This window comes from Myxococcales bacterium (genome assembly GCA_016703425.1).
Lineage (GTDB): Bacteria > Myxococcota_A > Polyangia > Polyangiales > Polyangiaceae > JADJCA01.
On record JADJCA010000010.1, the window covers coordinates 1 to 19,920 of the forward strand.

Below are 19,920 nucleotides of genomic sequence, written 5' to 3' on the forward strand. Positions count from 1 at the left end.
GATCGGCGACATGGATGAGTCGGGACCGCGACGACGCGAGCCTCGTTGTGTAGTGTCGCATCATGGACGGATTGTTACGTAGGGCGGCTCTGGTCTCAGTCGTAGCGACTCTCGTGGCGTGTGGCTCCGAGAGCGGTGGAAGCACCGTCGTGCTGGCCGATGGCGCGAACCGCGACGCCGCGTCAGATGCCAAGGCCGACGTCAGCGCCGCTGGCATCGGCGACGCGGGCGGGGACGGGGCGCGCCCGGACGCAGGCACCATCGACACCGGCGTGCCCGTCGCCGACGCTGGCCCCGCCTGCGTCATCGACGGCTTCGCTTGGAAAGCCACCGAATACAAGGTCGTGGCGAAGGGAAAGATGTGGACCCTCGACGGGACGCGAGCCCTCGTTGGGAGCGCGGCGGGCACCGATCTGCGCGACATGGATGGCTTCAAGAACGGCCCGTGTGTTGGCCAAGGGCCTGCGTGCCGCCTCGATGGCCTCGCGTGGAACGCCGACAATTCTGTCTACTACGCCATGGTTGGCACCAAGTACTGGCACCTCGACGCCACCTTCGCGCTGACGGGGCCGGGCGCCGCGGGCGCGCTCCTCGACGACGTGGCATCGTTCGCGGCCGGCCCCTGCGTTGGCCAAACGAAGGGTACCTGCCACTTCGAGAGCATCGCTTGGCAGGACACCGTCGGCCTCTTCGTGACGAACGTTGGCAAGGCTTGGGCCTACAACGGAGCTGGCACCGTCATCGGCTCAGCGAGCGGGACAGCGCTCACCAGCTTCGCGGGCCTCGTGCAGATGTGCTCGGCCGTCGGCGGGACGTGCCCCGTCGATGACCTGACCTGGCGGCACGACGTCAAGCAGTTCCAGTACATCGCCGGTGGGCGATACTGGGCCACCGACGAAGCAGCCCAGGCCGTCGCGGGCAGCGGCGCAGACCTCCGCAGCATCGCCGGCTTTGCTGCAGGCCCCTGTGCGCCTTGACGACGATGAGCGTCGAACGGACGTGGCAACGGGGCGTGGCTCATCGGGCGAGCGTCGCTCTGCTCGCGTGGCTCGTCGCCGTCGGCTGCGAGCGCAGCGCGCCGCCGGCGACGGCAACCAAGGTGGAGCCGGGCGACGCGGGAGCACCGGTCAACGTTGGGGCCTCAGCGCGAACGTTAGTGGGCGACGACGTCCCCGAGCATCGGGTCGGGATGTTCTACGTCGTCTGGCACACGCCCGCGGCGCACGCCATGAAGCAGATCGCTGCGCAGGGCGGCGTGCAACGCACGCTGGAAGACCTCCTCCGAAGTGGCGGCGCTTTCAGCTACAGCGATGTCTACAAGAACCAAGGCGTGGAGGCGCAGGCGGCAGCGTTCTACTGGAGCGTTCGTCCGCAACGAGGCTTCTATTGCCTCTACCGCGCCCGCGCCGGCGAGGCGGGGATCGCGCCCGATTGCGACGGGATCGCGGAGACCGCGGCGGCCCACGCCGAAGCGCTCCTTGCGGCCGGCGTCGACCACGTCATCCGTCGACGCCACCAATCTCACGGATCTTGGTCCGGCGTCGGACCTGCTGCAGCTCCGCCCAGCAGAGGTTCTCTTCGAGGAGTGGGCGAAGCTGCGGGCCGCCGGAAAGAAGACGCCCCAAATCGCGCTTTGGGCGGCCATTCCAACGGGCGCCACGCACTGGACCAAACACCTCAGCCTCTACGAGAACCCGACGTACGAGGGCCTCCTGCTCCGCGATCGCAAGACCAAGAAGAAGGTCTACTTCGTGGTAGACCCCGACGCCGTCGACGAAGAATCCAAGAAGCGCGTTCCTAGCGCCGACATCATGGCGTCGCTTCGAGCCGCCGATCTCGTCGTGCAGCGAATGTGGACCCTCGGCACAACCGATGCTTCGCGAGACCGATGGAGCTTTCTCGCGCCATGCCGCGCGGGCGACAAAGACATCACCACCATCTTGGGAGACGAACCTTGCGATCAAGCGCACACGCCGGCGAGCACGCTTGGTAGCGCCGTCGCCGTGGCCCCGTCGTACCAGGTGAACTTCGGAAGCCTGCCGTATGCGGCCTCAGGCCGCTTTCGCGGCCACACGTTTCGGAAGCAATGGGCGACGGCGCTCTCGGTGATGCCGGAGTATGTCTTCGTATCCGGATGGAACGAATTCGTCTCTGCGCCACAGGCCAACCCCATCGTGGGGGATCCCTTCGCCAAGAGCATGGGACTCGAGCGTGACCCGGAGGGGAGAAACCTCTTCGTCGATACGTTCGGGGCAGAGTTCGGTCGCGACATCGAACCAACCGTCGAGTACGGCTCGGAGGTCTACGACCTGATGACCTCCTGCGCGCGGGTCTTCCACCGCAACGCGGCCACCGGTGCGCGCGGGTGCAACGATGCCGCCGAAGCTTGCTGCGCCAAGCAACCGGCCGACACCTACCGAACCGTGCTCGCGGCCCGCAACGACGTCCTCGAAGACGTGGTCTTGTCGACCTCGCGGAGCGAGCTGACGACCCTCGTGGGTGCAGGCCATCGCGAAGTCTGCTCTCGGCACGGGGCACCATCGACCTTCTGCCTTCGGGGGGACGAGCCAAGCACGCCGCTCGGTCCCTTCATAGCGTTCGGCTCCGGCGGCGCGGGCCGCCGTGCGCTTCACCGGTGCATCATCGGCAACCGGCACTTCTACTCACTCGCCGCGGGCTGCGAAGGCCAGGTCTTCGACGGCACACTCGCCTTCTTGCAAGAGGCTCCGTCGAGCGAGATGCCGCGCCGCCTCCAGCGGTGCTTTCACCCGACCACCGGCGAGCACACCGTCGCGCTCGGCTTCGATTGCCCCTCGGGCTTCACGACCGTCGAGACGCTCGGCTACGTTCGCTAAGACGAGCGGAACGCAGCGTGCTCGCGTTGCCGCGAGGTGTCAGTGACAACTCAAGACCACGGTATCGCCCAGGTCCGGGCCGCTCATCACGTAGCCACCAATGCCCGAGACACCCGACCAAATCAGGTCGTAGCCGGGCAAGCTTGCGCTTGGGCGCACGGTGAGGAGGAACGCGGCAGCGCCCTTTGGTTTGCCGTTGGCGTCGAGCTCGTAGACGGCGCCGCTCTTGGCCGACGACCAAACGAGCCCCATCTTGCCGCCGCTGCACCCGATGTCGGCGCAGGGTGGATTTACGCGGCCGGCGCTCACCGGAACGGTGCCCCCTTGGGCGATCGCGCAAGCAGCATAGCCGTTCACCGTGGTGGGCGCGACGAACAGCTCCGGCCCGACGCGGTAGTGCAGGCTTCCGTCGCAGGCATCGACGGGCGTCTCGGTGGAGCCGAGATTTGGGCCGACCACCGCCAAAGCCCCATGGCCTTCGTGAGGCCGTCGACGAGCGCAGGGTCGCCGCCGGAACACGCGCTGCTGGTCTCCGCGGAGGCATCGACGCTCGCCGCGTCGGGCACCGCCGGGTTGGGCGACGCTGCGTCGCCGACGGCGCTGTCGTTGGGGGATGCGTCGAGCGATGCCCCCACGCCGGGGCTGCCGCCCTCGGTGCTGGAGGTGCAACTCGCGAACGACGCGACGGCAACGGCCAGAGACGAGGAGGACCTGCAGGGGCGAGCGTCGCGAAGTCATCGCGGTAGGGTACCCTGTCAACGTCGTGCGACGTAGCGATTGATGCGGCATCGTGACTCGGTCGCGCACGTTTCGGCCCACGCGCGGAATGGGCCTACCCGGTGGCTCCAGGTCGCGGCCCCGATGCGGCGGCACACAAGGTTACAGAGGAGGCTATTTCGATACGTGCAGGGTACGTCACCAGCGAAAACGTGACGGACAGCGGGACGTTCGCGGCTAGACTCGTCGAGACGGTGGCGCCTGGTCACCGCATTGACCGGGAGGCTCTGGATGGGACTCGCTCGCGGCAGCGTGTTGGGTTGGTCGACGCTCCTCGCGCTTTCGTGCGCGGCGCCGCTTCTGCATTGCGGCGAGGAGCCTGCAACCACGCCATCCGAGAGCGTGCGCTCGGCGGACGCCGACGCAGGCGACGCGGCCGGCCCCGTGAACCCCTGAGCTCCTCCCCTTCGAGGCGGGTGCCTCCCCGTGTCTACGTCTCCAAGGTCAAGAACCTGCTGACGGGGCTGCCGGCCACCGACGAAGAGATCAAGGCCGTCGCCGAAGACCCTGCGTTCTTGGAAGGACCTCATCGACGTTTGGGCCGATTCGCCGCAAGGCGAGCGCAAGCTCACGGAGTTCTTGGGAACGGCCTTTCAACAGACGCAGCTCGTCGACACCGACTTCGTCGACCTCATCGGCGGCGACAATCGCCTGCCGGATACGCAGAAGGGCGGGCTCCTCGCAAACGTCAAAGAGAGCTTCGCGCGCACGGCGTTCAAGGTCGCGCGCGAAGGAAAGAACTTCTCCGAGCTCGTGCGAACGCCGGCCCGTCTTGATGACGCCAGCGCTCACGGCGCTCTACGCGCTCATCGACATCCGACACAGCGGCGACGACGGCAAGCTGAACGACAAGTGGTCGGTCGGTTCCGGAAAGAACAACGGCTACCGCGTGCAGAACACGACGCCGGTCGCGCTCAGCGCGTCGATCGATCCGGCGAGCCCGAACTACAGAACTTCTTCACCGCCGGCGACCTGGGCGCCGGTTGCCTGGAGCGCGTTTATGCGCCGTCGGCGGGCAACTCCGTGCGCCTTGCACGCTTCTTCCTCGGCCTCGTGGAGCAGGTCGGTCCCGTGGGCGGCCCGTGCGACAACCAGAAGCGGGTGACGCCGATCTTCACACCGGAAGACTTCACCACGTGGAAGGCGGTCACCGTCCGCAAGCCCACGGGCACCGAACGCCGCCACGACTTCTGGGATGTGGCCCGGCTGCGCAGCGACAGCGAGCTGCTGTTGGACATTCCGCGGGTCGGGTTCTTCTCGACGCTGGCTTTTTCAGGCGGGGTGGCGGACGAACAGCAGCAACCAAGCGCGCGTGACCATCAACCAGACCTCATCGTGGCGCTCGGCTGCAGCATCGAGTCAGAGAACAGCACGCAGCCGCTGAGCGAAACGGGGCTCGACAAGGAGCACGCCGATCCGACCTCGCCCTGCTACGGATGCCACCGCGTGCTCGATCCGATGCGTCCCTACTTTCGGAGAAACCTGACGCTCAGCTACCACGAGCAGCTCGACCCCAGATGACCACGGAGGAGGGCTCGTTCTCCATCGGAGCGACGCAGGCGAAGGGCACGACGCTCGACGATTTCGCCAAGACGCTCCAGGGGACGAACACTTCGCGATGGCGTGGGTGCAGAAGCTCTGCTTCTGGGCCGATTCGGCCGGGGCAGACGGCCTCGACCCGAGGCCCTGCGCATCGCCGAGGCGTTTCGGGCGTCGAGCTTCGACTTCCGCGTGCTCTTGCGCGAGGTGCTCGCGTCGCCGCTCGTGACCGCCGCAAAAGCGACTCGAACCTTTCAGGAGCGAGAGCCGCTCGTCAGCATCGCGCGGTACGGCCACCTGTGCGAGGCGCTCAAGAATCGCCTCGGCGTAGACGCCTGCGCCATGAACACGAACGCCCAGCAGATCGCTCTCAACATCCCCCGCGACGGCTACGGCCGCGGCGCCGAGAGCCCCATTCTCACGTCTGACGTGAGCCTCTTCTTCCGAACCAGCACGGAGAACCTGTGTCGCGAGGTGGCCGCCGCCGTGGTGGAAACGCCGCAGGCACGCTGGTCGAGCAAGAACGTCGATGGCGCCATCGTCGACTTCGTGCGCATCGTGATGGGACTGCCCACGTCCGACCCGCGCCACGCTCCCTCCGTCGCAGTCTTGAAGGAGCATCACGCCGCGGCCGTCGCCGCCAAGGCGAAGCCTATCGACGCGCTCCGCTCGACATTCGTTCTTGCATGCACGGCGCCTTCGGCCGTCTCCATCGGTCTTTGAGGAGGTCGCCCATGAAACACGAAGACGAAGTCTTGCAGTCGCTCAGGCTCCTCGGCCGCCGCGAGGCCCTCGTCCGCGGCCTCTTCGGGGCGGGAATGTTGGGCCTACGCTCCTTGGCCACCGGGATTCCCGCCGCCGTGCTGCTCAGCCCGCTCTCGGCGCGGGCGGAATGCACGGACAAGGCGCGCGCCCAATACCTGATCCTCAGCGCCTCCGAGGCCGGCGATCCCATCAACGCGAACGTCCCCGGAACCTACGATGCGCCCGAGATCGCCCACTCGCCCGATCCGCTCATGGCGGCGACGGCGCTCTCACTCGCGGGCAAGGCAACGACAGCCGCGAAGCCCTGGGCCGAGCTGCCGCAAAACATCCTCGACCGAAGCTGCTTCTTTCATCACGGCACGCTGACGTCGGCGCACCGAATCATCCGAAAGTCCTCCGGGCGATGGGCGCCACGAAGCGTTCCGAGATGATCATGAGCGTCTACGCCAAACACCTCGCCACGTGCCTCGACACGGTGCAAATGGCGCCCGTCTCCCTCGGCGCTGGGCGGAACCCCGCAGAGGTCGTCTTCTACGAAGGGCGTTCGCTCCCTTCTCTTTCGCCGCGCGGCCTGCGCGCCACCTTGACGAACACGGCGGGGCCCCTCACCGATCTCCAGAAGCTGAGGGACGCTGATCTTGATCGCTTGAACGCCATCTTCAAGGAGCAGGGGACCAACGTTCAACGCGCCTACCTCGACCGCATGGCGCGAAGCCAACGCGAGGCGCGCGCCATCTCGCAGCAGCTCCTAGACAGCCTCTCGGCCATCACGAGCGACGATGCCGCCAGTCAAGTGGCCGCCGCGGCCATCCTCATCAAGATGAACGTGACGCCGGTGGTGACGGTGCATGTTCCCTTTGGCGGCGACAACCACAGCGACGCCGACCTCGCCAAGGAGACGAGGAGACGGTCTCCGGCGTGGCCACCATCGCGTTGCTCTTCCAAAAGCTCACCGAGCTGGGCCTCGCCGATCGCGTGACCTTCGCCACGATGAACGTCTTCGGCCGCACCCTGAGTTCAAAGGGCACCGCGGGGCGCGACCACCTGGGCAACCATCACGTGACTGTGATGATCGGCAAGCAGCTCAAGGGGCGGCATCGTGGGAGGGTCGCCAAGAACGAGAAGGGCGCCGACTGGAAGGCCGTCCCCATCGCCTCGGCCACCGGCGCCGGAGGGCCCGGCGGCGACATCTCCTTCGAGGATTCGCTCGGTGCGGCGAGCAAGACGCTCGGCGCCGCGCTGGGCGTGCCGGCCACCGTCCTCGACGACCAGATCGAGAAGGGCAAGATCGTCACCGGTGCGCTTGCATGAGGCGGCACCGAGATCGGTCGCGATGCGGCGCACGGCAGCCATGGCCGCGGCGCTGGGAACGGCGGGCTTGGTGCACTGCGCCAACGACGAGTCGCTTGGCGCTAATCCGGTGGTGACACCGAGTCCCGTCGACGGCTCGGTAGAGGCCAGCGAGGCGACGCTCCTCGATGCAGGCCCCGCGGCGGGCCCGACGCTGTGCGAGAAGAGTGGCGGCGAGGCTGCCGTGCGCCGCATCGCGGACGACCTCTTCGCCAAGGTTCAAGCGGACTGCCGCGTCGGGACCTATTTCACGCGCCTCAGCGCCGCCGCCGCGACGGACGTCAAGGCATGCATGCAAGCGGAGCTGGCGGCCAAACTCCGCTGTGCCGGCGTGAGCTATCCGCCACTGGCGAGCGCGACGCCGTCGGGCCGCGCGTGCCGCTCGATGGCGGAAGCCCACGCCACGCTGGCCGGCACCGACGGACGCCTTGGGCTCAACGAGAACGACTTCAGCGCCTATTTGCAGGCGGTCCAGGTGGCCTTCAAGGGCGCCGGCGTGGCCGACGCAGACATCACCAAGGTCGTCGCGCTGTTCAGCGCCCAGAAGGGCGCCGTGGCGACGCGCGCGTCGGAAGGGAACACCGCGTGCACCTGCGCCGGCAACACCTTCGAGGGCGCGTCGTGTGTTCCCGACGGCGGCTACAAGCCGATCGACGCGGGCAAGGACAGCGCTGCGCCGAAGGACAGCGGCGCACTCGTCGATGTGAGCGTCGTCGACGCGTCCAGTCCTGCCGATGCGACGACGCCAACGGACGCGCCGAGCGATTGACCTAACGCGCCGTGCCCGGCAAGCGATCGTACCCCAGCTCCTTCGAGAGCTTCGCGGCGACGAAGACGCGCGCATCGGTGACGTGGTCGGGAATCCGTTCGGCGCGAACGATGGGCAGCTTTTCCATTCCGAGGGTGACCTGCCCGCCGGCAGGCACCGCGGCCGAGGGCCCTACCACCACGGAGCGCTCGTCGAGGGTGATGGTCTTCGGCGTCGTGTCTCCGCCGAAGAGCGTCACTTCGCTGGCCTTGAGCGGCCCTGCGACGCCGCGGTCCTTCGTGCGGCCGACACCGGCGAGGGGGGCTCAAGTCCACGAGCTTGATGCGGTCGGACGCCTTGACGACGTAGATCGCCGAGTCTCCTTCCTGAACTGGGCCTAGCTCGACGCGGTCAATCTCCTGCCCGCCCTTGGTCGCGACGAGCGTCGCGCCCTTCGTCAGCTTGAGGCGCGAGAAGGCTTGAAACTCCGTGACCGGCGACGGCATGGCCTTGCCCCCAACGTCGATTTCGATGGGCTCGCTCGTATCGGCCACGACGTAGAGCGTCTGTTTGCCTTGGCAACCGACGAGGGCGGCGGAGGTCAGCACGGCGGCGAACGACAAGAGGTGTCAGCGCATCCAGAGGAGGATACGCGCCCTCAAGCGTGACCGCGCCACGCTCAAAGGCGCGTCATCGTCGAGGCGCCGAATATACTGCGCCCGTGGACCTCCAAACGCTGCTCGACGACATCACGCACGAGGTGACTCGCGAGCCACCTCGCGGTCGCGTCGCTGACTACATACCCGCCCTCGCGGCCGTCTCGCCGACGCGTTTCGGTATGGCCCTCGCGACCGTCGACGGTGACGTTTACGCGAGCGGCGACGCCCGCGACGTCTTCTCCGGGCAAAGCCTCGTAAAGGCGTTCTCGCTGGCGCTCGTGCTCGCCGCCGACGAAGGCGGTCTTTGGCACCGCGTGGGGCGCGCGAGCCCTCGGGAACGCCGTTCAATTCGCTCGTGCTCCTCGAATACGAGCACGGCATCCCCCGCAACCCGTTCATCAACGCCGGCGCCCTCGTGGTCGTCGACCGTCTGCTCGCGCTTCGCGGCGACGCCTTCGGCGCCGTGCGCGAGTTCCTACGCGCGGAGAGCGGAAACGCGGCCCTCGATTGCGACAGCGCCGTCGCTCGCTCGGAGGCCGAACACGGGCATCGCAACGCGTCACTCGCGCACTTCATGGCCAGCCACGCCAACCTCGAGCACCCGGTGGACACGGTGCTCGATCACTACTTCCGCATGTGCGCTCTGTCGCTTTCGTGCGTGGACCTTGCGCGAGCGGGGCTCTTTCTCGCACGCCACGGCCGCCGTGCCGATGGCTCGGAGCTGCTCACGCGGAGCCAAGCGAAGCGGATGAACGCGATTCTCCTCACGTGCGGCACTTACGACGCGGCCGGAGACTTCGCGTATCGCGTGGGTCTCCCGGGCAAGAGCGGCGTCGGCGGCGGCATCCTCGCGGTGCTCCCCGGCCGCGGTTGCCTCGGCGTCTGGGGTCCCGCCCTCGACAAGAGCGGCAACAGTGTGGCTGGCGTCGATGCGCTCGACGCGTTCACGACGCGCACCGGCTGGTCGATCTTCTAGCGGCGTGCGCATTCGGCGTGGCCGCGGACCACGGAGGCGCCCTTCCGCATTTCGTAAGGGAGCTCGATGGGACCAACGCGGCCCCAACGTCATCGTCAGGTATTGATGCCACGGGCGACATGTCCCCCATACACTCAGCGGATGCTCGGACGATGGACGGTGGGGGCGGCTTTGGCGGTCACGCCGCTCGCGGCTGCCAAGCGTTCTTGCTCTTCGATGAGGCGCCGGCGGGCTCGGCGCCGGGTCCGCGGACGCCGCAGCGGGAGCAAGTGTCCGACGGCCCCGTGAGCGGCGTCACCGGCCTCGCCGATGGGGCGACGCCCGCGGCGGACGCGGGCTACTGCGCGACCTTCGGGGCCTCGGTTCGCCTGTGCGACGACTTCGATGGAGTGGCGCTCGGCACGCGTTGGACCTCAGAGAACCGAGTGGGCAACGTCAAGCTGCTGATTGGCGACGGCGGTCGCTCAGCTCCGCGGGCGCTGCGGGTCGAGACGGCGGCAAGCAACGGCGCCGATCCTGCCGCCCAGCTGCTCCATCGAGCGGCGGGGAGACCCAAGAGCGCGAGGGTCTCGTTCGCCCTGCTCGTCGAGTCGGTGCCCAGCAACGAGCATCCACTCGTCGTGCTCCCGGTGGAGACGTCGACCGGTGAGTTCCGCGCCGAACTTCTCCTCTCCGGCGGCACCCAGCTTCGTCTGAATGAAACGAACGTCGTGTTTCACGGTCCCGCCGGGGCCATCCAAGCGGGCCAGTGGGCCCAAGTGGAGCTCAACGTGACCTTCTCGGGCGCGCCGCACGGCACGGTGAAGCTGAACGGCGCGACGATCATCGACACCCCGCTCACGGTCTCGGCCCTCACGGGCAACCAAGTGGCTCTCGACTTTGGCCTCTATCGCGGCGGCCCGGCTGCCGTGCCTTCGAAGGTCCTCTTCGATGACCTCCTCTACGACTACGTGCTCGAGTAAGCCCCGACCCCGCCAGTTCGCGGGGTAGTGACCTGAGGCGGCGCATGCCACGGGCGGTGGACACTCGTCCCCAAGCGGGCGGCGGACGCGACGCCTAGCGCGAAACCATTCGCCTTCTTGGCACGTCCACCGTGGCTTAGCCCGTGCAGTGGGGTGGGGCCAAGGAGTCAAGCATGAACCACTCGAACCGAATCATGAACCACGCTCTCGCCGCCAACCTTCGTGAACTCGGCGACGATGACCTCTCGTCGTGCCTCGGGGGCAGCGCCGGCATGTCGGTGGGGGACGTTCCCGGCGACCCCGTCGCACAACCCGACTGTTCGTTCTCGGTCACTGGCACAACGTTCTCGATCGACTGCAACTGGAACTTCTCGCTGGAAGCGGCCACCAACTTCGCCGCCGCCTTCGATGCGTTCTCCGACGCGGGATGCAACATCTCGGGCTACACGGCCGCCAACGCGCAACTTGGCCTGGCTTGGGGAACCGCGACGGTGAGCTCTTGCCCTGCGGGCGCTGATGAGGGCAGCTCCACCGGCGACTGTGGCGACGGCGACGGCGGGAGCTGCGGCGAAGGCGAAGGCGGTGGCGGAGGCGACGGGGGCGGCGGCCTCTAACGACGGCCCCGCGCGTCAGGCATCGCGCTTCAACGGCAACCGAGAGTCCGGTACGGGCTGCACACGCGCTTGTGGGTTAGGCCATCGGCGCTTCCCAGTCGCCGCCGGCAACGTCGGAGAGGTCGTCCTCGCTCAGCTGGGTCAGCGTGTCCGTCTCAATCGGCTCGGCAGTCGGCGGCTCGTGGTCCTGCATGGCCGCGGGAGCAGCAAGCCGCGCGCCAACCGACCTTGCCGCGATTTCTGGCGGCCCACTGCCCCTCGAAGGCAGCGGCTCACCGGCAGCGGCGAGCCCTTGCCCACCCCTACGACCGGGGCTTCGGCTTCTCTTTGGGCTCTTGTTTCGCCTCGGCGAGCGGCCGGAGCGCAGACCAGGTGGCTGCGTACCCCTGCCCCGGATTCCAGATGAGCCAGCCGTGCGAGCCGTTCTGTTCGGAGCTCTTCATCTGGTCGGCCACGTACTTGGGGCTGAAGTTGTCCTGCTTTGTACGACATGCCTTGAAGCCACGGCCGGATGACGGCGCCGCCGGTCACGCCGCCGGCGCGGATCTGTTCGATGACGCCTTTGGTTCCGTAGCCGACGATCTCCGGATGGTTGCCAGGGTTCTGAAGCCGCGATAGCCGACGGAGTAGTGCGACGGGTACACCATCGGCGAGCGCCTCGCACTCGGGCGCGAGCATGGCCGGATCTTGGCCGAGCATGTCGATGTCGATGCGCTTGCCTTCGGCGACGACGCCGAAGATGTCGAGCGAGAGGGCGACGCCGCGCGGCTTGGTCACCTCGTGAACGCGGCGCACGAAGTTCCGAATGACCTCGACCTTGGTCGTCTTGCGCTCCTCGAGCTTGAAGTCGGCGCCCTTGATCCCGAGCACCGGGTAGCGGACGTAGTCGAGCTGGATCTCGTCGGCGCCGGCGTCCATGGCCTCTTTCGCGAGCTCGATGATGTAGTCCTGGCCGCCGGGGTTTGCCGGGTCGAGCCAGCCGATTTTGTAGGGCTTGCCCCACTTGGCTTGGATGGAGAGATCGCCCCGGAACTTCGCGAGGATCTCGTCTTCAAAGCAGCTGATGCGCACGGCCACCACGAACGCCGTATTTGTGCGCGAAGCGGAATGGTCCGCAAGGCTCCGGATGGGGCGTTCTTCGTGGCGCCGCTCTCGACGGCGAGCTTCACCTTCGACGGGTACGTGACCCAACCGTCGTAGTCTTTCGCGTCGAGCGTGATGAGGTTCATGCCTCGCTTCGGCTCTCCTCGAGGATCTCAGAAGTAGAGCCGCGAGGCCGCCGGGCCGCCGCGCACGTAGACGCCCTTCAGCACTTTGTCCTCGGGCCAACCGAGCCGCTCTTCGTCGGCGCTCTTCGGCGCCTCGGGAACAATCGCCGGGATCACGACGCGCTCACCGGCCTTTGCCGCGTTCTTCGGTCCCGGGAGCTTGTTGGCTTTGCGAAGCTCCTTGTGAAGATCGGCGGTCAGGTAGATGTCCGTCAGCTCGACGTACGCGCGCGCGATGAGCTCGTAGAGCTCGCCAGCCTTCGCGACGTGGACCACGCCCACCGGCTTGTCGGCCTCATCGACGACCTCGCCACCACTAGGCATGTGCGCCTCGAGCCATGTCACGAGCGCCGCGCGTGGCGACGCCTTCTCGCTCGTCGCGTTGGGCTTCGCCGGCGGGGCGTCGGCCGTTGCGCTGGAAGCGGTGGAGGGGCTCGTTGGCGCCGGCGGGGGCGGGGTCGCCGTGGCGCTCGCGCGGGGAGGCAGGCTCGGAGGGACTGACGCGGCCTCGGGAGCTGCCCCGGCGCAGCCGGCGACGCGCGTGAGGCAAGCCAACGACCGGATGTGCGACAAGGCCAACATTGTCCCACAAAACAGGAGTTTCAGCGGCTTGGCAATTTCCCTGAATGGACGGCCTTGGATCCACGAGACCGGATCCAACTGCGTTTGGAGCACATGGTGCGCAGGAGCAAGAAAGCGCGGGTGAATTGAGGAGCCGCAGCCCGCAACGTGAACTTCGCGACGGTACGGTCATTGCTGCGTCCTCCTTATGAAGCGCGCCACCGTCCTCGCCCTCGCCGCGATGTTTTCGGCAGCGGGCCGTCGCCTGCGGCAGCAGCAAACGGATTTCGATCCCGGTGCGTACGGCGCGGGCGGCGGTCCCACCGCGGCCGGCGGCAACAAGGCCGACCGGGCATCTTCGCGAATCCGCAAGCGACGCCTCCGAGCATCCAGGCCTGCCGCACCGGTCAAGACGTGGCGGAAGCAGCTCCCGCTCCACATCGTCCTCATGCTCGATCGCTCGGGAAGCATGTGCGAGTTCAACCCGAACAACACGAGCGATCGCAACTGCAGAACCCCGCGTCGAAGTGGCAGCAGGTCCGCGGCGCGCTCGCTGCGTTCTTCCAGAGCCCGGCGTCGGCCGCGCATCACGATCACCACGGTGCAGTTTCCGGCGCAAGCGGGCGGCGGCAGCAACAACTGCAATGCGAACCTCTACAAGCAAACGTATTCGCAGCTCGCCCCGTTGCCCGATCCGGGCAGCTCCTCTTCAACATCGATTCGCGCGCCTCGAGCAACGACGGCAACACGCCCACGTACGACGCGCTCACGGGAGGCCTCTCGCTGGCCCAGCAGATCACCGCGCAGCTGACAACGCCGGCTCGCGTGGCGGCCCCTCATGGCCACCGACGGAATCCCTGCAGGATGCAACGACGCCGACAACATCGGCGCGTCGGCCCAGCTCGCAGCACAAGTCGCCTCAACGATCGACCTACGTCATCGGTGTCGGCAACCAGCTCAAGCGCTCGATCAGCTCGCCGTCGCCGGCGGGACGAAACAAGCCTTCATCGCCAGCACCACGAACCCGCAGCTCGTGGGGCAATACGTCGCTGCGGCGCTCAACTCGATCCGTCAAGCGGCCGTTGGCTGCGAATACCAAGTGCCCGCGGCGCCCGCGAATCAGACGCTCGATCCCACCAAGGTCAACGTCGAGTTCACCGGTTTCGCTGGCAAAGGCGCCATCGGCCAGAACCAAGGCTGCGGCGGCAACGGGCTCGGCTGGACCTACGACAACCCGGCGGCGCTAAAGATCAAGCTCTGCCCCACGACGTGCGCGCAGGTCAGCAACGATTCGACGGCGAAGATCGACATCGTCTTCGGCTGCGCCACGGAGCAGCAGAAGATCAACTGAGGCACCGTGAACAAAGGCCGCGGCGCTGGCCCGGGCGCGCGTGTGGGGCCCACGCGTTTAGGGATGGAGCTCCGTGACCGCGATGGTGCCCGTGTGTTCTAGCCTCAAACGCGTCCCGATGTTCCGCGCGGAGCCAGCCACTCCAGGTGCGACGCACGACGCTGACCATGCGCTCACTCTGCGAGACGAAGACGACCGCTTCGAGGCTGGGGATCTGTTGGTAGTGGCGCAGCTTCTCCCCTTGGTCGTAGTCCTCGGTTGAGGGGTTGAGCACCTCGACGAGGAGCGCGGGGTTGGTGATGGCGTTGGCGTCATCGGAAGCGCGCTCGAGGTCGCCGCAAACGACACTGATGTCCGGAAAGGTCGAGAGGCCCGTCGCGACGGACGCCGACCTTGGCTTGTCCAGCCACCGCACGACACGGTCGACCGTCCTCACCCGTCGCGGTAGCCCATCGGTTCCCGCAGCTGCACGAGCACCTCGTTGAGCGCCTGAACCGCCCGGATAGGCACGCTGACCCCAGTCGAGAGCGACGGCTCCCCGCGCAGGAGCGCCACGGGCACATCGCCACCGGGCCGAATGCCGAGCCCGGAGCGCCGAAACCCGCGGTCGCGCTCGACCGCTTCGTGTTGAGGGCTCGTCGCACACGTGTGGACCGCCTCAAAGTGGTGGACATCTGCCGTGGCAATGCAGAGTCGCCCTACACGAAACGCGCGCGCGTCGAGCGACAGCTCGGCCCGTGGAAACAACCCTCCCTTGAACGACGCAAGGGCTTCGCCGACGACATCGAAGACGGAGCCCTGCCGAGGCCCCTCCCAATACGCCTTCATCGACAAGCGCATTCGCGCGCCAAGGCCCTCCGGTTCGGGTCGATGTTCTGGCGACCGCGCGAGCGCGTGCCGAGAGAGCCGCATGGCCTCGGTCGGGTCGCGCACAATGCCACGAAGAAAGTCCCGAAAGTCGGTCCGATGGAACGACGGCGGCAAGAACCGAAGCGGCGCGCGGTTCTCTCCGTTGGTCACCTGCTCCATGACGATGGCGTCGTAGCTGCGGAGCAGTTCATCGGTGTCCTGCTCAGCCGGATCGTCACTGGGCTCTTCTGCGGCGGGCCATTGTTTGCCCAGCGCCTCGATGACACGCCGCGCAGCCGCGAGGTCCGGCTCCACTAGAAGCGCGCTTACTGCCGCGCCGGCGGCGCATGGCGACAAGATCGTGCCCGGCACGCCGACGGCTCTTCGCTCGTCGCCCGGCGGCAAGATGCGGTCGCCTTTGAGGTCGCGCAGGTCGACGATGACCTCGACGGCGACGGTGGCTTTCTCCGTGGTGCGAAGGCTCAAGTCGAAGCCCACGAGGGCCGGCACGGCAGGCAACGTTGCGATGATCGGCGAGAGCAACGGATCGAAGCCCGACGAACGGTTCTGCAGGTTCATGGCGCGGTTCACGAGACCGTTGACCGCACCGGCGGCCGTCGACAGCGGCGGCGATGAGCACCTGGGCGGTCGCCGGATCGATGGCCATCTCTTTGGTGTCGTCGGGCGTGATCACCCCCTCGAGGCGCTCCTTCGGCGCCAAGATGAAATACTTGTCGAAGCCGCTGAAGTCCGGCGTCGTCTCGTCCTCGCTCACGACCTGCACCAAGGGGCGGTAGCGGACGAACTCGTTCCACGGGTCGAGCAGGAGTTGCACCGTGCGGGAACGTCATCGAGGTTGACGAGCGTGAAGCGGACTGTGATCTCGACGTCCGAGCGCGACGGTGAGGGGCATCCCTAGGAAGCGGGGGCGCTTGTCCAAGGCGGTCGCTCGCAGTCCTCGGCACGCCGCACCGGGAGACGCACCCGGCGTTGCACCTGAAACAGCGTGAGCCGACCGTCGGAGTAGATCGACGGCGTGTTCGCCGTCATCCCACGACGACCGGCGAGAGCACTACGGTTCTCGTCCTTGTCGACGCACGAGGTCAACCCGGCGAGCGCGAACGCGCAGGAGAACATGCGGGCGAGAGGCCGCGCTGTAGCACTACGCATCAAGAGAGCGATTCGGCATCGTCGGGATCCCGTGCGCGTAAGAAGCGCCCCGGAGAGGATACCGCGGCGATACAAGACCGCGCCAGGGCCGGCCGCGCCTCCGACGCTCTGCACCTACATGGCCGCTCAGAACCAAGCGCGCGCGCGATGCAGCCACGCAGGACTTCGGCCAGGCATAACGTCGACCTCGGGAGGCTCGAGCATCGTCAGGTGCGCTCGCCGGGGACGATGCTGCCTCGAGACCCGCGCGCGGCGTAGGCGCCGATGGCGAGGCGATCGTCGAGCCTGGGCCGCACCGCCGACTGCGACGTGCGCTTCTGCAAGGATCACTGATCTCCGTCGAAGGTCGGCAGCGCCCCTTCACGTGGCGCGGGAGGGCGGCGGCGCGGTTCCGCCGGTCGAGCTCATCGAAGACCGTGTCACCGGACGCCTCCGTGGTGCGACGCGGATCGAGGTCGAGGCCGAAACGCGACGCCGCTTCTCTCGCGCGGCGCGACGCGAGGTCGTCGACGATTCCGGAGAAGTACATGGGCAGCCCATGGGCGGCGAGGCGCGACACCTGCTTGCCGTGGTACGAGCGCGCTCGGCGGCGATGACGGGCGCGCCCCGAGCGAGCGAGCCACGGGGATCGCTGTCGAAGACGGCCTGGAACGGGACCTCCCCTTGCCGCGCCGGCGAAGCTCGATGGCCATCCCAAAGGCGACCAACTGCCGAAGAGAAGCCGAAGAGGAGATAGGACGTCGGGAAACGAGCGCACGAGATCGTCGACGTAACGCCTTGCGATTTCGGGGATGCTCTTCGGTGCGTCCCTCGAGGAGAGCTTCGCTTCGAAGCCGTAGACCGGCTGCCCCTCGGGGAAAGCATCGAGACCTCGCGAAAGGCGAGCACGCTGAGGCCCCCCGCCACCAGGGAGCCAGAAGGCAGGAACCGAGGCTCCTCGCGCCCCGCGGGCCATTCCGGATCGGCACGATGTGGTCGCGCCGCGCGTGCCGTCGTCGCGCGGAGCGCGCCCCGGACCCATGCGCTGCCCAGTGGCGTCGCGGCCGTGGCCAAGAGGCTCGACATCGCGAGGCGCACGCCGAAACTTTTTCGACGCGGGCCAAGAGCGAGACCGCCCCAAGCGAAGTGCCGCCGAGGTCAGAACGACTGATCCTTGGCGATGGTGGCGAAGCCGAGGAGCCCCGGCCCATAGCCCCGTGGAGCCGCTCGAGCGAGGAGCTCCTCCGGCGACGCCGAAGCATCGTGCTCGGGAGCTTCAGTGGCATCCGCCAGCCGCTGAGGGCGGTTTCGGGGTTCTTGGACGCACCGAGGTTGACGATGGGTCGCCCGTTCACCGCGTCGCGCGCGGCTCGCTCGCTGCGCTTGCCGCTGTAGGTGGTCGGAAGGTTCGAGCCGAGAGACGATGACCTCGGGCACGTGCGCCGCGGAGCACCGCGCGCTCGGCGCGAATGGCCGCTCAAGCTCGGCGCCGAGCAGCACTGGGCCTCCCTTGAGCACGAGGAGGAGGACAGGGCGACTGCCACCGATCTCGTGCGGCGCCTGTTGCTCAACGGCCATCGCCTCCGCAACTTCGGGCACGCCGGTCGAGCGCCCGGTAGATCTCGGCGGGGCCGATGCGCCACGCCGCGCACGTTCAAGATGCCGTCGGAGCGACCATGGATGCGTCCGCCGCCGCTCGCCGTCGGCCTCGAGAAGATCGCCGTGCGTCGTCAGACGCCCGTCGTGATCGGCGAAGTAGGCCGCGTGAAAGCGCGACCCGTCGTCGTCTCCGAAGAGGCCCACGGGACGCGAAGGAAAGGGCCTCTGCACAAGAGCTCGCCGATGGCGCCAACGCCGGCCGATGAGCCGTCAGGCAAGAACGCGTCGACGTCGTAGCTGAGGCTCTTTGATTGAAGCTCACCGGCGCAGACGGGCAGGTTCGGATGGCCCAGCAGGGAAGCTGCCGACGATGTCGTACCGCCGGAGATCGATTGCACGGGACCGACTTCACCTGCCGACGTGATCCACCGAAAGAGGTCGTCTCCCAGCACGGACCCTCGTGGATTGCACAGCGCAACGCGCCCAGGTCGAGGCGCCGCGGTTCGACCTCGGCGTCGCGCTGAGAGTGCAAGAACCCGGGTTGGTCCGAAGACCGTGACGCGCTCCCGCAGCGACGAGGCGCCAGAGGGCGTCGGCCGTGGGGAAGGTCGGCGAGCCTGCAGAGGGAGCACCGTGACCTTCGACGCGAGGGCGCTGACGAGCCAGTTCCACATCCCAGCCGGCCGCCGTCTGGAGAAGAGAACATCGCCAGGGCGAAGGTCCGAGGGAGGCGATGCTCCTCGCGTGCTCGAGGAGAGTCCCGCCGGCTCCGTGCACGATGCGCCTGGGTCGCCCGTCGGCCGGACGAGAAGAGGACGTAGAGCGGATGATCGAAAGGAAACGTGGGCGGATCGGCAGCGCCGCGAAGGGGCCGCCGGTCTCCTCCGCCAGCGCAGTGGTGAGACGGTAGGAAATCCGGGTCGAGCGCGGCGCGTCGACGAACAGATCGCAGACAATCACGTCCGGAGAGACGACCAGCTCGAACGCTGACGGCAACGCTGGGCAGCGAGGGCCGCTGTGCGCTCGCTCACATCGTGGACGCGGCCCTGGTAGGAATACCGCGAACACGCGAAGAGGAACTTTGGGGATGGCGGCCGAGCGATCGAGCGTAATCTTGTGAGGCCGGGTTCGGAGCCACCGACGACCACGAGGCCCCGACGGCCGCCGCCGCGGGCACGCGATTACGCTCTCCAGCGTATTGGCCTGCACCGCCACAACGCGATCGCCGGCGCCGACACCACGCGTGGCGAGCGCCGAGGCGACAGCGACCACGTCTCTCGCCAAGGCTGCGCGTGAGCGTGCGACGGCGCCCCGTCTCATCGACGGCGACAGCGGCGGGGCGCTCCTGATCGCTGACCTCGCCGCGCGGAAGGTTCCGCGCGAACCGGAGCGCCAGCCGCGGGAAGAAGCGCGCCGACTCGCAGCTCGTGCCCAGGAGAGGACGGGCTCGCGCGAGCCTTCCACGTCGAGTTTCGAGGAACTGAAAGAGATGTGGCCCCAGAAGACGTCAGCGTGCTCAACGGAGGACCGGTGAAGCGCGTCGGCGTCGGTGACGTCCGCGACCGAGCGCGCGACCGAACGAGCGCGCAAAGGCCGCTCATCTGGCTTCGCGCGACGTCTTCGGCGGACGGTTGTGTGAGCAGCTGGGCCACGGCGCGCGAGGATATCCTGCCGGTGTGCAGGGCGCGCCATGCCTTTGGACTGTTTTCTTTGGAGCGAGGTTGCGGTGCGTGGCAGCTCCGCCCGAGGTAACGTGCCGCGCGATGCGACGGGTGGCCCGAAAGTGCGCGTCCCTCGCTCGTGGCACTGGTGGCCCGCGGTCTTCGGCGCAAGCACCGCCGCCGCCGAAGGTTTCTCGACACCGCCGGTGACGTTTGCCGCACCCGCGGGTTGTCCCG

At 67.7% G+C, this 19,920-nt stretch carries 21 protein-coding genes and 1 pseudogene; 15 read left to right on the forward strand and 7 right to left on the reverse strand.

The features are described 5' to 3' along the window. The first annotated feature begins 113 nt into the window (after window positions 1-113). Both IPG50_20575 and IPG50_20580 read left to right on the forward strand, forming a co-directional pair. Complete coding sequence (locus IPG50_20575) at window positions 114-977, forward strand: hypothetical protein (GenBank protein ID MBK6694581.1); 864 nt, start codon at window positions 114-116, stop codon at window positions 975-977. Between the two features lie 501 nt (window positions 978-1,478). Then, a complete protein-coding gene (locus tag IPG50_20580) occupies window positions 1,479-2,855 on the forward strand; it encodes a hypothetical protein (protein ID MBK6694582.1) in 1,377 nt (458 codons plus the stop codon). 39 nt (window positions 2,856-2,894) lie between these two features. Here IPG50_20580 and IPG50_20585 read toward each other — a convergent pair whose 3' ends face one another. Continuing rightward, on the reverse strand, window positions 2,895-3,314 hold the full coding sequence (locus IPG50_20585; protein ID MBK6694583.1) for a hypothetical protein: 420 nt from the start codon (window positions 3,312-3,314) through the stop codon (window positions 2,895-2,897). A gap of 549 nt (window positions 3,315-3,863) precedes the next feature. Between IPG50_20585 and IPG50_20590 the strand changes: the two genes are divergently transcribed. The 7 genes from IPG50_20590 (at window position 3,864) to IPG50_20620 (ending at window position 8,055) form a co-directional block, all read left to right on the forward strand. Next, window positions 3,864-4,028, forward strand: coding sequence for a hypothetical protein (locus IPG50_20590; protein ID MBK6694584.1), 165 nt, complete (start codon window positions 3,864-3,866; stop codon window positions 4,026-4,028). Between the two features lie 183 nt (window positions 4,029-4,211). Then, complete coding sequence (locus IPG50_20595; protein ID MBK6694585.1) at window positions 4,212-5,153, forward strand: hypothetical protein; 942 nt, start codon at window positions 4,212-4,214, stop codon at window positions 5,151-5,153. Window positions 5,154-5,255: 102 nt separating this feature from the next. Then, window positions 5,256-5,894 (forward strand): hypothetical protein, encoded by a 639-nt coding sequence (locus IPG50_20600; protein MBK6694586.1) that lies wholly within the window; start codon window positions 5,256-5,258, stop codon window positions 5,892-5,894. Between the two features lie 11 nt (window positions 5,895-5,905). Beyond that, window positions 5,906-6,367 (forward strand): hypothetical protein, encoded by a 462-nt coding sequence (locus tag IPG50_20605; GenBank protein ID MBK6694587.1) that lies wholly within the window; start codon window positions 5,906-5,908, stop codon window positions 6,365-6,367. A 2-nt stretch (window positions 6,368-6,369) separates the two neighbouring features. After that, window positions 6,370-6,915 (forward strand): hypothetical protein, encoded by a 546-nt coding sequence (locus IPG50_20610; protein MBK6694588.1) that lies wholly within the window; start codon window positions 6,370-6,372, stop codon window positions 6,913-6,915. Continuing rightward, complete coding sequence (locus tag IPG50_20615) at window positions 6,855-7,247, forward strand: DUF1501 domain-containing protein (protein ID MBK6694589.1); 393 nt, start codon at window positions 6,855-6,857, stop codon at window positions 7,245-7,247. The genes IPG50_20610 and IPG50_20615 overlap by 61 nt, the downstream gene beginning before the upstream one ends. A gap of 22 nt (window positions 7,248-7,269) precedes the next feature. Next, window positions 7,270-8,055: a hypothetical protein gene (locus IPG50_20620; protein ID MBK6694590.1), complete on the forward strand. Its 786-nt coding sequence runs from the start codon at window positions 7,270-7,272 to the stop codon at window positions 8,053-8,055. 1 nt (window position 8,056) lies between these two features. On the opposite strand, the gene IPG50_20625 is transcribed toward IPG50_20620, so the two are convergent. Further along, window positions 8,057-8,293: a hypothetical protein gene (locus IPG50_20625; GenBank protein MBK6694591.1), complete on the reverse strand. Its 237-nt coding sequence runs from the start codon at window positions 8,291-8,293 to the stop codon at window positions 8,057-8,059. A gap of 462 nt (window positions 8,294-8,755) precedes the next feature. Here IPG50_20625 and IPG50_20630 point away from each other — a divergent pair. From IPG50_20630 to IPG50_20640, 3 genes and pseudogenes are all read left to right on the forward strand, one after another. Next, window positions 8,756-9,669, forward strand: a pseudogene (locus tag IPG50_20630) (glutaminase). A gap of 152 nt (window positions 9,670-9,821) precedes the next feature. Next, entirely contained in the window at window positions 9,822-10,631 is an 810-nt protein-coding gene (locus IPG50_20635) for a hypothetical protein (GenBank protein MBK6694592.1), read from the forward strand. A gap of 173 nt (window positions 10,632-10,804) precedes the next feature. After that, window positions 10,805-11,245, forward strand: coding sequence for a hypothetical protein (locus IPG50_20640; protein ID MBK6694593.1), 441 nt, complete (start codon window positions 10,805-10,807; stop codon window positions 11,243-11,245). A 141-nt stretch (window positions 11,246-11,386) separates the two neighbouring features. Here IPG50_20640 and IPG50_20645 read toward each other — a convergent pair whose 3' ends face one another. Then, window positions 11,387-12,325: a hypothetical protein gene (locus IPG50_20645; GenBank protein MBK6694594.1), complete on the reverse strand. Its 939-nt coding sequence runs from the start codon at window positions 12,323-12,325 to the stop codon at window positions 11,387-11,389. A 176-nt stretch (window positions 12,326-12,501) separates the two neighbouring features. Continuing rightward, a complete protein-coding gene (locus tag IPG50_20650) occupies window positions 12,502-13,086 on the reverse strand; it encodes a hypothetical protein (GenBank protein MBK6694595.1) in 585 nt (194 codons plus the stop codon). A 196-nt stretch (window positions 13,087-13,282) separates the two neighbouring features. Between IPG50_20650 and IPG50_20655 the strand changes: the two genes are divergently transcribed. Together IPG50_20655 and IPG50_20660 are read left to right on the forward strand one after the other, a co-directional pair. Next, window positions 13,283-13,885 (forward strand): hypothetical protein, encoded by a 603-nt coding sequence (locus tag IPG50_20655; protein MBK6694596.1) that lies wholly within the window; start codon window positions 13,283-13,285, stop codon window positions 13,883-13,885. 27 nt (window positions 13,886-13,912) lie between these two features. Then, window positions 13,913-14,425 carry a hypothetical protein gene (locus IPG50_20660; protein ID MBK6694597.1) on the forward strand — a complete coding sequence of 171 codons (513 nt, stop codon included), beginning with the start codon at window positions 13,913-13,915 and terminating at the stop codon, window positions 14,423-14,425. Here IPG50_20660 and IPG50_20665 read toward each other — a convergent pair. Both IPG50_20665 and IPG50_20670 read right to left on the reverse strand, forming a co-directional pair. After that, entirely contained in the window at window positions 14,418-14,861 is a 444-nt protein-coding gene (locus tag IPG50_20665) for a Uma2 family endonuclease (protein MBK6694598.1), read from the reverse strand. The two genes, IPG50_20660 and IPG50_20665, sit on opposite strands and share 8 nt — an antisense overlap. Further along, a complete protein-coding gene (locus IPG50_20670) occupies window positions 14,858-15,865 on the reverse strand; it encodes a hypothetical protein (GenBank protein MBK6694599.1) in 1,008 nt (335 codons plus the stop codon). The genes IPG50_20665 and IPG50_20670 overlap by 4 nt, the downstream gene beginning before the upstream one ends. Before the next feature lie 41 nt (window positions 15,866-15,906). On the opposite strand from IPG50_20670, the gene IPG50_20675 reads away from it, so the two are divergent. Further along, on the forward strand, window positions 15,907-16,071 hold the full coding sequence (locus IPG50_20675; GenBank protein MBK6694600.1) for a hypothetical protein: 165 nt from the start codon (window positions 15,907-15,909) through the stop codon (window positions 16,069-16,071). Window positions 16,072-18,153: 2,082 nt separating this feature from the next. Here the strand turns inward: IPG50_20675 and IPG50_20680 are convergent. Further along, complete coding sequence (locus IPG50_20680; GenBank protein MBK6694601.1) at window positions 18,154-18,420, reverse strand: hypothetical protein; 267 nt, start codon at window positions 18,418-18,420, stop codon at window positions 18,154-18,156. Window positions 18,421-19,920: the final 1,500 nt, after the last annotated feature.